This window comes from Bradyrhizobium sp. CSA207, from assembly GCF_029051685.1.
Classification (GTDB): domain Bacteria; phylum Pseudomonadota; class Alphaproteobacteria; order Rhizobiales; family Xanthobacteraceae; genus Bradyrhizobium.
Map to the genome: position 1 here is coordinate 58,567 of NZ_JAACFT010000032.1, position 13,155 is coordinate 71,721.

Annotated in this window: 13 protein-coding genes and 1 pseudogene; 10 read left to right on the forward strand and 4 right to left on the reverse strand. The window is 58.1% G+C overall.

Features of this window, described 5'->3' with window-relative positions:
• Positions 1-445 precede the first annotated feature (445 nt).
• The 4 genes from GWG65_RS30415 to GWG65_RS30430 form a co-directional block, all read right to left on the reverse strand.
• Positions 446-1,024: an aminodeoxychorismate/anthranilate synthase component II gene (locus tag GWG65_RS30415; protein WP_275199200.1), complete on the reverse strand. Its 579-nt coding sequence runs from the start codon at positions 1,022-1,024 to the stop codon at positions 446-448.
• Entirely contained in the window at positions 1,021-2,415 is a 1,395-nt protein-coding gene (gene pabB / locus GWG65_RS30420; RefSeq protein WP_275199170.1) for an aminodeoxychorismate synthase component I, read from the reverse strand. The genes GWG65_RS30415 and pabB overlap by 4 nt, the downstream gene beginning before the upstream one ends.
• 92 nt (positions 2,416-2,507) lie before the next feature.
• Positions 2,508-2,834 carry a Dabb family protein gene (locus GWG65_RS30425; protein WP_275199171.1) on the reverse strand — a complete coding sequence of 109 codons (327 nt, stop codon included), beginning with the start codon at positions 2,832-2,834 and terminating at the stop codon, positions 2,508-2,510.
• Positions 2,835-2,926: 92 nt separating this feature from the next.
• Positions 2,927-3,382 (reverse strand): hypothetical protein, encoded by a 456-nt coding sequence (locus tag GWG65_RS30430; protein WP_275199172.1) that lies wholly within the window; start codon positions 3,380-3,382, stop codon positions 2,927-2,929.
• 73 nt (positions 3,383-3,455) lie between these two features.
• Here GWG65_RS30430 and GWG65_RS30435 point away from each other — a divergent pair.
• The 10 genes and pseudogenes from GWG65_RS30435 to GWG65_RS30480 form a co-directional block, all read left to right on the forward strand.
• Positions 3,456-3,653, forward strand: a pseudogene (locus GWG65_RS30435) (transketolase C-terminal domain-containing protein); the annotation flags it as partial.
• Between the two features lie 316 nt (positions 3,654-3,969).
• The gene (locus GWG65_RS30440; protein ID WP_187436492.1) at positions 3,970-4,131 is read left to right on the forward strand and encodes a hypothetical protein; all 162 of its coding nucleotides are present in this window, start codon (positions 3,970-3,972) and stop codon (positions 4,129-4,131) included.
• Positions 4,132-4,512: 381 nt separating this feature from the next.
• Positions 4,513-5,808, forward strand: coding sequence for an extracellular solute-binding protein (locus GWG65_RS30445; RefSeq protein ID WP_275199173.1), 1,296 nt, complete (start codon positions 4,513-4,515; stop codon positions 5,806-5,808).
• A 59-nt stretch (positions 5,809-5,867) separates the two neighbouring features.
• Positions 5,868-6,830 (forward strand): sugar ABC transporter permease, encoded by a 963-nt coding sequence (locus GWG65_RS30450; RefSeq protein WP_275199174.1) that lies wholly within the window; start codon positions 5,868-5,870, stop codon positions 6,828-6,830.
• Positions 6,831-6,841: 11 nt separating this feature from the next.
• Positions 6,842-7,702, forward strand: coding sequence for a carbohydrate ABC transporter permease (locus tag GWG65_RS30455; protein ID WP_148745508.1), 861 nt, complete (start codon positions 6,842-6,844; stop codon positions 7,700-7,702).
• 14 nt (positions 7,703-7,716) lie between these two features.
• Complete coding sequence (locus tag GWG65_RS30460; protein WP_275199201.1) at positions 7,717-8,640, forward strand: ribokinase; 924 nt, start codon at positions 7,717-7,719, stop codon at positions 8,638-8,640.
• On the forward strand, positions 8,637-9,407 hold the full coding sequence (locus GWG65_RS30465) for an SDR family oxidoreductase (RefSeq protein WP_275199175.1): 771 nt from the start codon (positions 8,637-8,639) through the stop codon (positions 9,405-9,407). Before GWG65_RS30460 ends, GWG65_RS30465 begins: the two co-directional genes overlap by 4 nt.
• Positions 9,400-10,227, forward strand: coding sequence for an HAD-IIA family hydrolase (locus tag GWG65_RS30470; RefSeq protein ID WP_275199176.1), 828 nt, complete (start codon positions 9,400-9,402; stop codon positions 10,225-10,227). The genes GWG65_RS30465 and GWG65_RS30470 overlap by 8 nt, the downstream gene beginning before the upstream one ends.
• Entirely contained in the window at positions 10,227-11,339 is a 1,113-nt protein-coding gene (gene ugpC / locus GWG65_RS30475) for a sn-glycerol-3-phosphate ABC transporter ATP-binding protein UgpC (protein WP_275199177.1), read from the forward strand. Before GWG65_RS30470 ends, ugpC begins: the two co-directional genes overlap by 1 nt.
• A 31-nt stretch (positions 11,340-11,370) precedes the next feature.
• Positions 11,371-13,146 (forward strand): phosphoenolpyruvate hydrolase family protein, encoded by a 1,776-nt coding sequence (locus tag GWG65_RS30480; protein ID WP_275199178.1) that lies wholly within the window; start codon positions 11,371-11,373, stop codon positions 13,144-13,146.
• Positions 13,147-13,155 lie beyond the last annotated feature (9 nt).

The following is a 13,155-nucleotide window of genomic DNA, read 5'->3' on the forward strand; positions in this document are numbered from 1 at the left end:
ACGCTGAATAAAACTATCACACCGATCAAAAATTCATGTGTTGCCATATCTTCACGCTCGAGGACTGGGCAGGGCACTAGACGTGCAAGAGATCGACCGCGAGAGCGCCCGGAGAAGGTCTACAGCGAGGCTCCGCCGCGGTCGCGAAGTGCGGCCCACGGCGTCTCGCTCGTTTTGAGCCAGAGCGGAGGGCAAGCGAAACCGCTGACGCGTGTGCGCGAACTCTATCGACCGTCGGCCCTTTAAGCGTCCGCGGCTGAAATTGAGTACCGCTGCTCCGATGATGGGCAGGCGAGGCGCACGGGATGTCGCGTCGAACAATTACAAGGTCGGCATGGGCACAAGCAACCGCCCAAGAGGCGCGAGCAGATGCCAACTCTTTTCGCGTCGAGCGGCATGTTCTCGATCGGCGCATTTTTAAAACCGACAGACCTCTACGGCCGCCTTAAGAAAGATCTGCAAGCCGTAGGAAGTTTGCGAACAGTACGTCCCCTTGTGGGGTGAGTATCGACTCCGGATGGAACTGCACGCCATATGTTGGTTGATCGCGATGGGCGAGGGCCATGAGCTCCCCATCATCCGAGAGTGCTGTCACGGTGAGGTGTCGGGCAGATGACGAATCAAATTCGACGATCAGCGAATGGTAGCGCCCCACACAAAGTGGGGATGGTAGGTCTTTGAACAGCCCCCGGCCTTCATGTGTGACATACGAGGGACGACCGTGCATAGGACGACGTGCGCGCGTTACACGTGCGCCGAACACGCTCCCAATGCACTGGTGTCCGAGACAGATGCCGAGAATTGGCACCTGACCCGAAAATTCGCGAACGACGGCTTTAGATATTCCAGCCTCAATTGGAGCGCCCGGACCGGGGGAGATGACAACCGCGCGGGGCCTGAGGTCAGCAAGTTCGCTCACATCCATCGCGTCGTTCCGGACGACACATGTTGCTGCACCAAGTTTGCGGAAATATCGCGCAATGTTGAAGACGAAAGAGTCGTAGTTGTCGATGATGACAATCAACATGCACCGGCGTCTTCAGCAACGAATGCGCGAAAAATGCGCTCTGCTTTTGCAAGGCTCTCCTCATATTCGGCGGCCGGATCGGACATTGCCGTTATCCCGCCACCTGCATGCAAGACGGCCTGGCCGTCGTCGATCGTCACGGTGCGAATAGCAATATTTGTATCCATATGTCCATTGAACCCCATGTAGCCTATGGCACCGCAAAACACCTCTCGCGCCACACGCTCGATATCCAGGATAATTTCCATCGAGCGTACCTTGGGAGCTCCGGTAACGGAGCCGCCGGGAAAGCAGGCGCGAAGTAGCCCCACGGCATCCTCTCCCTGTGCCAGCTCACCCGTAACGACGGACACGAGATGGTGCACCGAGGCATAGGACTCGAGGTTGCATAATGACGGGACGTGGACTGAATCGGGCGTGCAAACGCGCGAGAGATCACTGCGCAGGAGGTCGACGATCATGATGTTCTCGGCGCGATCTTTTTCCGAACTTAGCAGCGTCTCAGCGCGACGCCGGTCTTCCTCGCAATCAGCAGAACGCGCCACCGTTCCCTTGATAGGTCGCGTTTCGACCTGTCGCCCGTCAAGCTTTAGGAAACGCTCGGGCGAACTCGATGCAATGGTGAGCTTGCCATACCGAAGGAGGGCGGCAAAGGGAGCCGGATTCACTTTCCGCAGCTGACAATAGAAGGCTATCGAATCGAATGAGTTCGCCAGGCGAGCGCTGAAGCGCTGCGCAATGTTGACCTGGAAGGCGTCACCCGACAGAATGAGGTCAATCACGCGCTGTACCGCCGCGATGTATCCCTGACGACTGAAGTTCGAATGCCATGAGCCGACTTGGCCTAGTGTCAAATCAGGAGGGCGGGCCGAGACTGTAACCAGCCCAACAAATTCTTCGGCTCTTCGGCGAGCTCTCTCACGCCGGCGAGCTGGATCCTGCTCCGGCCACCCGGTGGAAACGACCCAGCATCTGTCATGGCGGTGATCGAAGCTGATCACGACGTCGTAAAGATGTAGGAGTACCTGAGGTAAGCGATGCCCCCCGATGGCTGGCACCGGCAGTCGCTCCAGTGTGCTGTTCAGCTCGTATCCAAAAAAGCCGGCGGCACCGCCCTGGAAAGCCGGGAGATCGGCGCGGTGCACTTGCGGATAGTTGGCTAGCAGAGCACGAAGTGCCGCCCACGGATCGCCCACAATGGTCTCTCCGCTGCAAATACCTCTCCCGCCCGCGATCATATAAGTGCTGAAGGGATCGCACGTCACATACGAGTACTGCCCGAGCACCGCGTGTCTCGATGCGCTATCCAGGAACGTGAGGTGCCTCCGATGCGAGAGGCGTCGCATGGCTGTGACGGGCTCAATCCACTGCAGTTCCACTACATGCATTAGTCTGTCGCTCAGCGATACATGGCTGACTGTGATTCCGCCCGGCGAAGGCGAGGCTTTTGTGCACCCAAATCCCCTACACGCCTGCCAGGTTAAGTAGGCCCGTGGATAGGGCCACATACTGGCTCCGCAACTGTTATGCTGTAATCGGCCGCGAGACGTAGCTCTCGGAGCGGTCTTACCTGCCGGATCGACTCCTGGTAAAGCTCGTGCGCTTTATAGGCTTCGAGTTCGACTTCGTCGTCGAATTCACCGTAGACGATCACGTCAATTTCGTTGCCAAGCCGGTCACTCTTGCGGTTGCGAGCGACCTCAAGCCGGCGTGCGTGCGGGATTTTGGCGAGAACGGAAAGGCCGTCGACCAGTTTGTCGACATGCGCCTTATCTTTTGCGGTGAAGAATACGATGTGTCGAATCATAGTTGACCGCCGGTAATCCCGAACATTGCGGTTGAGTTCGCCCAAAGCGACAGAAGCCTCATCGCCAAATCATGCAAGACTCCGCCAGCCGTTCAGATGCCACTGCACAGCGGGCGCCCTGCACGATCGCGCTGGCGGTATTTAGCTGAATGTTCTTCCGCCGCTACTGCGCAAGGTAGACGATGTTTGAGACGTATTTCCGCACCGAAGTTAGGAACCGCGTGATCATCAATCGCTGAGACAAGTTTCAGTAGGTGCTTCCGTCGACGGTCATTAGCTTCGCGCGGATCTCGTGCATGAATCGGTCTCACTTGCTGGATTGGCGCATAAGAACTGCAGCAAAATGCGCTCGTTCGTTGAATACAGGCGCCATCATAAAACCAGAAGGGAAAGAGCGCCGCCAAGCCCTGAAGCGTCGACATCGAGGCGTGACTTTCAATGGTTGAAATCCGCTCTCCGGCTGAAATCACGGAAGGTGGCGATAGTCTCAGCCATACGTGCGCGCCTGCGAGGAGCTTACCGTTTTGGCGCTGCTCGTCGCCAAGCAACGAGCCCCTGCCTGTCGGCCAAAAATTGCGCGTTTGGTCGTAATTCCGCGATGAAATCCTTCAAAGAAGCTCGGTTGCCGAAAACCACACAACGATTGGTGGTCTCGGCGAGGCGGTTGCCGCACTTCTGATGCGTTCAGGCGTCCATCCGCCTTTCCGCCAGATCGCATTGCCGGACGAATTTCTTGACGCCGGCGCACTTCCGACACTGCACGACCGCTACGGGATTTCCACCGCAGAGGTCGCAAAGCAGATCAAGCAGTGGCTTTAGAATACCGGCGCTAAGCGCCAATCGAGCCAAGCCTAGGTGAGGAGCTACGCCCGTGGCATGTTGCGGCGGCGGCTGATGGCTCCTGTCCAAATACCGGTGGTCGAGAGCCGGAAACGAACAGCGCAGACAAGTTGCACGGCCGCTTCGCGCGCCGCGCAACGCCGGAAGGCGCGGTCACGCAGTCGACGAGCTCCGGCGCGTTCTCGATCGAGGCGAACCGACCTGGAGTTCTCCCGCGACAGAATTCTGCCGGGCCCGACCGGTCGCCGATGCCGCCTGGGAAACGGCCGCAGGATCCGGAATCGACGGATGCGACATGCGTTTCGAAGGCTACCGGGTCGAGACCCGGGAGCACGCCGGCGAATGCCCCGACACCATGCCCCGGCTGATCGAGGTGACCGACGCCGACGGGCGGAAAGCCGCCTACGTGCCGCTTAGTCGCGACGGCAAAGAGGTCGACAGCTGGGCCGTTGTGTAGAAGCTGAAGGACTGCGAAGATCGCTGAGCGCTCAGGCCGCGAGAACGCCGTCTTTCTTCTCTCCGCTTGAAACGATCTGTCCATCGCAGCAAGTTGGTAGAGCAGCGTGGACGGAACGCGCTTTCTCCGATCTGCCATCTCGTGGTCCTGTCGAGTTACTCAACTTTACCCAACCAGAGTTTGAAAAGCCGCTTACGACCTGACAATGAGGGCTAGCCTTCCCGACACTGCGGCCTCTGGAAGAGGAGGGGGCGCGTGGTCTACGGGCCAAAGAGCCCATCGGAGGGAATCATGCCAAGGAAGCTCGCCGCTTGTCGCGGCTATTCGGCCAATTTTGCCAAAATAACTCTCATCTGCTCCACGCTTTTGGCCGGAACGGCCATGGCGTTTACCCAAGCCAAGGCGGACGACATCAACTGGCGCCAGTTCGAAGGCGCGTCGATCGTCTGGGCCTACGACATTCATCCGTATGCCGACGCGGTCGCAGCCCAGTTGCCGGAATTCGAGAAGCTCACGGGCATCAAGGTGACGCCCGAGCTTTATCCGGACGATGCCTATTGGAATAAGTTGACAATCCAGCTCAGTACCAAGTCGCCGAGCTGGGACGTTGTGGGTACGGGTATTCAACCAGCTTGGGATCTTGCACCAGGTCAATTGCTTGAGCCGCTCGACCGCTATTTGAACGATCCGAAACTCACGGCGGCGGGCTACGACTACAAGGATTTCTTCCCTGCACTACGGGATGCACTGACCTGGAAGGTCAAAGAAGGGCAGATCGAGCCGGGAAGCGGACAGGTGTGGGCCATTCCGCATGGCTTTGAGAACATCCAGTTGTTCTACCGCAAGGACATCCTCCACAAGTACGGCGTCAAGGTCCCAACGACTCCGCCGGAGATGTCCGCGGCCTGCGAAAAGCTGAAGGCCGCGGACCCCGCGATTACACCTTTGGGCGTGCGCGGCGTGCGATTTTGGAGCAGCATCCACACGGCTGCGATCTCGATTGCCAGGTCCTACGGCGTGCATGATTTCGTCGTCAAGGACGGCAAGCTGGACACCGGCCTCGACTCACCCGAGTCGATCGCGTTCCACAAGGACTATGTGGACATGATCAAGAAGTGCGCAGCTCCGTCCTTTGCCAACGACAACTGGTACCAGGTGGTCGATGGCATCAATTCGGGACGAACGGCGATGGCGATCGATTCCAATATGTTCGGCTTTTGGAATGACGTGGCTGGCAAGCCTGCCTCCGGGAAGATCGCATTCGCACCTCCGCTGCACGCTCCGAACAGCAAGAATTTCGAATCCAACATCTGGATCTGGTCTCTGGCGATGAATGCTGCGTCGCAGAAGAAGGGGGCAGCCTGGCTGTTTATCCAATGGGCAACGTCAAAGCGGGTCGAGCTGAACGGCGCGGTCGCCGGCAAGCTCGTCAACTCTCCGCGTGCCTCGACCTGGAGCGACAAGGCCTGGCTCGAGTATGCGGCAAAGCCGGAGTTCAACAACTTCGTCGACACGTTCAAGACCGTGCAGGACAGGGCACAACTCGCCTTTACAGCTCGCGTCGGCTTTGCCGAAGCAATGAATGGTTGGGCCGTGGCCATGCAAAAGATGGTCAATGGAGCTGACGTGAAGGCCACGCTGGCTGACCTCGCTTCCGAGATCCGTTCGTCCATGTGAAGGGCGCTGGGGGGCGGCGAGCATCACCGCCGCCCTTTGCATTTTAGAGATATAATGAGATGGACATTCGAGGATCCGACGGAATCGTGACGCTGCAGCCTTCGGCCAGCCAACTTGCTTCGCCAAAAGATAAGGCTGTCAGGAGCGCCGAGGAGCGGCGTCTTGATTGGTGGAGCATTGCCGCAATCGCCCCCGCTATCATCGTACTTCTTGGCTTTCTTTTCCTGTTTTTCTACGGCGTCTTTCAGTCGCTGACTGATCTCAGGTTCGGTCGGCCGCTGGTCCACTTCATCGGCCTCAACAACTACGCAGCACTGATTAAGACAGGCGATTTTTGGAACAGCATTCGTGCCACTCTTGTCTACGCCGGATCGGCGGTACTTGCGGAGGCTGTATTCGGTCTCGCACTTGCCAAGCTGTTCGCAACTGAAGTCTTCCTTGCGCGTGTGATGCGGCCCGTCATTCTGTTGCCGCTCGTCCTGCCCCCGATGAGCGTTGCGCTCATGTGGACGACAATGATGGACCCGCAAAGCGGGATTATGAACTACTTGCTGTCCCTTGCGGGGATAAACCGATTTGCGTGGATTTCAGATCCAAACACCGCGATGTTTTCGCTGGTTCTCATTGACGTCTGGACCTATACGCCATTCTTCACGCTAATCATCTTCGCTGGCCTTCAGGGTATCAATGAAGAGGTGAGGGAGGCCGCGCGTGTCAATGGCGCGAAGGGCTGGGCAACCTTCCTGCACATCGAGTTGCCCCTGATTGCTCCATATATTCTGATCGCGGCAGTGTTTCGGCTGATCGAATCCCTCAATCAGTTCGACATCATCTTCGGGACAACGCAAGGCGGGCCCGGAAATAGCACCTCCGTACTTTCGGTGCGAGCTTACATTACCGCGTTCCAGAATCTTGCCTTTGCGCGTGGTGCCGCACTTATGGTCGTCAATTGGATGATCGTGCTGATCGGAACCTTTGCCATGGTGAAGCTGTGGCGCTTCGTTCGGCAGCGCGTAAGCTGAGGAGGCAACGTATGCGATTGAAACGCTCGACCTCCACCAATTTGATTCTAAACCTGCTCGTCGGCATTTGCGCATTGATTCTGACATTTCCACTTGTCTGGATCGTGATGATGTCGCTGAAGCAGCAGGCCGAGATCATGACCTGGCCACCAACCTTCGTCTTCTCGCCAACCCTGGAAAACTTTCGTGTCTTGTTCGATGTCGCGCAGGCGGGTGCCACCAGCTACGGCACGATCAAAGTGGATTTCCTAACGCCGATCACGAACAGCGTCGTCATAGCGATCGGCTCCGTCATCGTCTCTTTGCTCCTGGGCGTGCCTGCCGGCTACGTACTGGCGAGGCGGGACGTACCTTTCAAAGAAGACATCGCTTTCTTCATTCTAGGATTTCGCTTTGCTCCAGCACTCCTGATCGTCATCCCGCTGTTCAGCATTTTCCAGACGATTGGCCTCTACGACACCTATCTCGGCATGATCTGGGTCTACCAGGTTGTCACACTGCCGATGATTGTTTGGCTGAGTCGCTCATATATCGAAGACATCCCCAAGGATATCGAGGAGGCGGCTGCCATGGATGGCGCGAAGCCGTTCCGGGTCGTGTTGCACATCGTGCTGCCGCTTCTGAAGCCCGGGTTGATCGGCGCCTCCTTGCTTATCTTCCTGCTAGCCTGGCACAATTTCGCCCTCGGTTTGATCCTCAGCTCGACCAAAGCACCGGTGACGGTCGCTCTTCTCAAGCTGCTCAATCCGGGCGTGCAGTTCTACCCTGTTATGGCCGCAGGGCTGGTCGTGACGATGATCATTCCCGTCATTCTGATCATCATCGGCCAACGTCACCTCGAACGTGGCCTCACATTCGGTGCCGTAAAATGAGCGCTAGGCCATTGATGTTCTTCGGAACGACGAATCTCGATCTCTGCTTCAATGTCGAGCGGCTTCCGACGCCGGGTGAAAGCCTCATGGGAACCTTGGCCCGCAACCCCGGGGGAAAGGGCGCCAATCAGGCTGTTGCCGCTGCCCGGCTTGGTCTTCGGCCAACGTTTTACACGCGTCTCGGCGATGATGATGCCGGACGATTGCTGTTGCAGTCGCTGCGCGATGCCGGTGTTTGCGCGGATGCAATCGAGATCTGTGCGGGGGAGGTGTCGGGTTCAGCGCTGGTTATGGTCGGTGACGACGGCTCCAACATGATCGTCATTGACCCGGGCGCCAATCTCAACGTGACGCCGGACATGATCGAGAGCGCGGCGCGATTCATCGACCGAGAAGCAATCGTCGTGGCCGAAATGGGGATGCCGATACCAGCGCTCAATCGGCTCTTCGAGATGAAATCCGACCGAGGTTTCAAGCTGATCTTCAACCCGGCGCCGGTGAGGCCCGGACTTTCAGCCGCAGCGTGGAGAAGTGTCGATTTTGTCACGCCGAACCAGGCGGAAGCTTTCGAACTGACGGGGGTCGAGGTGGAAGACTTCGAGAGTGCCGCGGGCGTGGCTGCGAAGCTTCTTGATCTTGGGCCACGGGCAGCGCTCATCACCTTGGGTGCGCAGGGGGCCTACTATGCCGATGCAACGAGCTGTTTTGCGCTGCGTGCCTTCCCGGTGAAAGTCGTTGATACCACAGCGGCAGGAGATGCGTTTAACGGAGCGTTCGCCGCATCACTGGCTCAAGGCCTGCCCTTAAGGGAAGCGGTGAGGAAAGCGCTGGCCGTTGCAGCGTTATGTGTGACACGACGCGGCGCTCAAAGCGCTATGCCGACGGTCCACGCCGTTGACGAGTTTCTGAAGTCCCAAACGATCTTGGAGTTGGAATGACCGAACAGTTCTCAGTTTCAGATAGAACGGTGCTCGTCACCGGGGCCGGCGGTGGGATTGGCTCTGCCATTGCAAATGCGTTCCGCCAAGGAGGGGCGAACGTCGTCGCCACCGATGCCAATCTGGAGAATCTCAGAGACACTCTGGCAAGATTGCCCTATGGCAACGGCATATTGCCGATGGTCATGGATGTCGCGCGCGAAGAAGACGTCGCCAGGGTGCTCGATGAGGTCGCCAAACACTTTGGCCGGCTCGATGTTCTGGTCAACAATGCGGGTGTCAAATCTGCACAGCCGTTGCTGAACGGCAACACAGAACGAATTGAGCGTACGATCCAGATCAACTCGGTCGCTGTCCTGCGCTGTTCAAAAATGGCCATCGAGCGTTTCATGAAAAGCAAGGGCGGGCGCATCGTCAACGTTGGCTCCTCCTTGTCGTCACAGGGGGCCGTGTTCAACTACCAGGCCGGCGGAGCTGATTACTGTCTTTCCAAAGCGATCGTTCACGACGTCACGAAGTTGCTTGCCTACGAATGCGCTCCCCTGAACATCAACGTGAACGCGATCGCGCCAGGGATCATCGATACGCCAATGCATGGCCGTCCGCGCGAGGAGACGGAAGCGCGCCACAGTGGCCGGATCCCCTTGGGACGGGTAGGAGTGCCGGAGGATATCGCAGGGCTAGCCGTCTTCCTCGCAAGTCCTGCAGCTTCCTACATGACCGGGCAGATCGTTCACGTGAATGGCGGGATGCTTATGAATGGCTAGTACAGGCTCTCACCTCGACTGGCCGCCAGTCGAAGGGATCATTTCGGATCTGGATGGCGTGGTCTATCGCGGGAACGCTGCGATTCCAGACGCCATGGAGGCGTTTGGGCGATGGCAGGCGGCCGGAGTGCCGGTCTGCTTCGTGACCAATAATTCAACGCACACTCCGGAGGACGTCGTCCGCAAATTGGAAGCGTTCGGCTTTGCCATCGCGCCGAAAGACGTGGTGACGAGCGCTATCACGGCCGCGGAACTCATCCGCGCGAAATACCCAGACGTGACGCGCGTATATGTCATCGGTGCGCCGTCCCTTGTGAAGGCCATCGCCGGCGTGGGTCTCGAGACTACCGACCGAAAGCCAGAGGTCGTAGTGATGGGGCTCGATCGCCAGATCACGCATGAGAAGATGCGGACGGCGGTCGACGCGATCTTGAACGGAGCCGCATTCATAGGCACGAATCCTGATCTCCTCTTGCCAACCGACAACGGGTTCGAGCCCGGAGCAGGTGCAACGATCACGGCGGTCGCTGCTGCCACGCAAGTGAAACCCCTGATCGTCGGTAAACCCGAGACGCATATGATCGAGACTGCACTTTCGCGTCTGCGGACAGCTCGCAGCTCCACCTTGCTGATCGGCGACCAGCTACAGACGGATATTCAGGCAGGGAAACGGGCGGGTCTTCCGACCGTGCTGGTCACGACGGGTGTGCCGGCACGGGAGGACCCATCATTGATTCCGCCCGATTTCATCGTGTCGAGTCTGAGGGAGGTTGAGGTGCCGCCGATGATTGCTGGCAGCTCGCGACAAAGGAGAGCGTGATGGCCAATGTCCGCCTGGAAGGTGTCAATAAGGCGTATGGAACTATCCCGGTCCTACGGAATATAGACCTGACAATCGATCATGGGGAATTCGTCGTCTTCGTCGGACCATCGGGGTCAGGCAAGTCCACGCTCTTGAGAATGATCGGCGGACTGGAGCGAATTAGCGCAGGGCGGCTGCTGATCGATAACGCGGTCGTCAACGATGTTGACGCGGCCGACCGCAATCTCGGCATGGTGTTTCAGAGCTACGCTCTCTATCCGCACATGACCGTGCGAGAGAACCTCGCGTTCCCTCTGCGCATGGCCAAGGTTGATAGGGTCCGGATACACGCGAGAGTAGCCGAAACGGCTTGTTTATTGCAAATTGATCATCTGCTGGATCGCAAACCTCGGCAACTCTCCGGCGGACAGCGGCAGCGCGTAGCGATCGGCCGGGCCATTGTGCGTGAACCCAAAGTGTTCTTGTTCGACGAGCCCCTGTCCAACCTGGATACGGAATTGCGGGTGCAGATGCGGGTCCAGATTGCCAAGCTTCACAAGCAGCTCGGAAACACCATGATCTATGTGACCCACGATCAGGTTGAAGCGATGACGATGGCCAACAAGATCGTCGTTCTTAAGGATGGCAATATCGAGCAAGTGGGGAGCCCGCATGATCTCTACCACAATCCGGCATCTCGCTTTGTGGCCGGTTTCATTGGCTCGCCCAAGATGAACTTCCTCAATGGCAACATCGAGGCGGCGCACGAGTCGGGCATGAACGTCAGGCTGGACGCGGGTGCGACAATATCCGTTCCCGTCCAACCGGATAAATTGCTCGTTGGCGAACCCGTCACGCTCGGAATCAGGCCGGATGATTTTTCCCCATCCGCTGCGGAGAAGAAAGAGATAGCGATCGAGCTCGATGTCGATTTCATCGAGCATCTCGGCAGCGTCACATACATCTACGGCAACACTGGAAAGGAAGCTGTGGTCGCAAAGGCGCCGAGGCCTGAGCCACCCAAGAGCGCCGGCAAGGTTCGGCTTGCTGCTGCTCCGGCGGACTGCCACCTGTTCACGATGAACGGAAAGGCATTGCGGCGGTTGCGCGCGCCCGCAAATTGGGGGTAACTTTCCTTAGTGCGGGACGCGGGGGCTCGGTATGCAGACGCGGACGGACCAGGTGAAGGGAGGGGGTATCAGGCAGTTCTTCCGCAACTCCCGTTCGTTTGTGCTTGGGGCGGGAATCGGATCGGGCATGACCGCGAGAGCCGCCGAACGCGCGGGGGCGGATTTCGTTCTCGCCCTGAATGCCGGCCGTTTTCGCGCGATGGGCGGCTCTTCGCCGGCCTCAATTCTTCCAATCCGCAATTCCAACGAATTCGTAGCCGGCTTCGGCCGGACCGAGATACTGCCCAGCACGAAATTGCCGGTATTTTTCGGGGCCTGTACCTTCGATCCGCAGCTCGATATTGACCGCTTTCTCGACCACATCATCAGGTGGGGCTTCTCTGGGGCCACCAACTTCCCGTCCGTCATCCACATCGACGACTACAGGAGATCACTGCTTGAAAAGTCCGGTCTTGGCTACGCGCGAGAAATCGAGCTCCTGGTGAAAGCTGCCAGACGTGGCCTGATGACTATCGCCTACACACGCACCCAATCCGAAGCAAGACGCATGGTCGAAGCAGGCGCTGAGGCCATCTGCATCAACTTCAATCTCAACCGGGGGGGCGAGGACGGATCCGTCCCATCGATTAGCCTGTCGGAACTGGCCGCGCGTACGCGCGCCGTTGCGCGCGTGGCTCAATCCATCGATGGAAACGTGATCTGCCTGCTCGGCGGCGGACCGATTACGAAGCCTGACGAATTGTTGGATATCTGCCGCGAAACGGGTATCCAGGGTTTCATCGGCGGCTCTTCGCTCGACCGCGTCCCACTGGAAATGTCGGTCCTTGAGGTCACCTCGGGCTTCAAGACCATTCACTTGCTGCGCGAGAAGGTCGATCTCCTCGAGCGCCAGCTCCAGTTGAGCGGCTTCAGGCACGGCATAATTGCGCAGTCCTCAATCATGAAGCGCGCTCTCGAGACCGCAAGGCGTTTGGCTGGCAATCCCAATCCTGTGCTGGTGTGGGGTGAGACGGGATCAGGGAAGGGGCGAATAGCAAGTCTAGTTCATGCCTTCAGCGACCGGAAAAACACGAAGGCGGCGCTGTTTCATTGCCGACCGGGTCCGGCAATCAATGCGGTCGCTGCCCTGTTCGGCACCGAGAGCGATGAGAACAGGAGACGCCAACTGTCGCTCCTGGAAGCCGCAAGCGATTCTGCGCTCTTGCTGATGCATGTCGATCAGCTGTCGCGGGATGGACAAGAGCGTCTTGCCGACTATCTCGAGACGGGTAGTTTCATGCCGCTGAACGGCGTATCCATTGTAAGGTCAAACGCCCGGATCGTGGCAACCGCAACAGTGGCTCGCGGAGCAGGGTTGGAAAGTGTTCTATGTCCCCGCCTTCTTGCCTTCTTTGTTGGACTCGACATAGAAGTACCCGCTTTGCCAAACCGGCTGGAGGACCTTCCGCAGCTCATTCAGCATTTTACAGTCGAGGCCAAGGGGGATTCGAACGCGCAAACGATGGCAATAGAAAAGTCCGCGTTCTTGGCGCTAGCAGACCATCATTGGCCCGGAAACTTGAGAGAATTGCGTCAGATCGTCAACCAACTTGTAGCGCTGAAAGATACCCATATAGTCGCGGAGGTCCTCAAGCCGTTGTTGAACGCGGAGTTGCCCGCCAAGCGAACATCGGCATTCTCCGAGCGCGAATGGATCATCGAAGGCTTGAAAAGAAACAGGCTCCACCGCGGGAGGACTGCCCGTTCTCTAGGACTTTCAAGGAAAACGCTCTACAACAAGATCAAGAAGCTGAGAATCTTAGAGTAGCAGTCGCCC

Coding starts and splice junctions, on each gene's coding strand:
- pabB (WP_275199170.1), bottom strand. CDS start 2,415: ATGCATGTAGTGGAACTGCAGTGGATTGAGCCCGTCACAGCCATGCGA.
- GWG65_RS30425 (WP_275199171.1), bottom strand. CDS start 2,834: ATGATTCGACACATCGTATTCTTCACCGCAAAAGATAAGGCGCATGTC.
- GWG65_RS30440 (WP_187436492.1), top strand. CDS start 3,970: ATGCGTTTCGAAGGCTACCGGGTCGAGACCCGGGAGCACGCCGGCGAA.
- GWG65_RS30445 (WP_275199173.1), top strand. CDS start 4,513: ATGGCGTTTACCCAAGCCAAGGCGGACGACATCAACTGGCGCCAGTTC.
- GWG65_RS30450 (WP_275199174.1), top strand. CDS start 5,868: ATGGACATTCGAGGATCCGACGGAATCGTGACGCTGCAGCCTTCGGCC.
- GWG65_RS30455 (WP_148745508.1), top strand. CDS start 6,842: ATGCGATTGAAACGCTCGACCTCCACCAATTTGATTCTAAACCTGCTC.
- GWG65_RS30460 (WP_275199201.1), top strand. CDS start 7,717: ATGTTCTTCGGAACGACGAATCTCGATCTCTGCTTCAATGTCGAGCGG.
- GWG65_RS30465 (WP_275199175.1), top strand. CDS start 8,637: ATGACCGAACAGTTCTCAGTTTCAGATAGAACGGTGCTCGTCACCGGG.
- GWG65_RS30470 (WP_275199176.1), top strand. CDS start 9,400: ATGGCTAGTACAGGCTCTCACCTCGACTGGCCGCCAGTCGAAGGGATC.
- ugpC (WP_275199177.1), top strand. CDS start 10,227: ATGGCCAATGTCCGCCTGGAAGGTGTCAATAAGGCGTATGGAACTATC.
- GWG65_RS30480 (WP_275199178.1), top strand. CDS start 11,371: ATGCAGACGCGGACGGACCAGGTGAAGGGAGGGGGTATCAGGCAGTTC.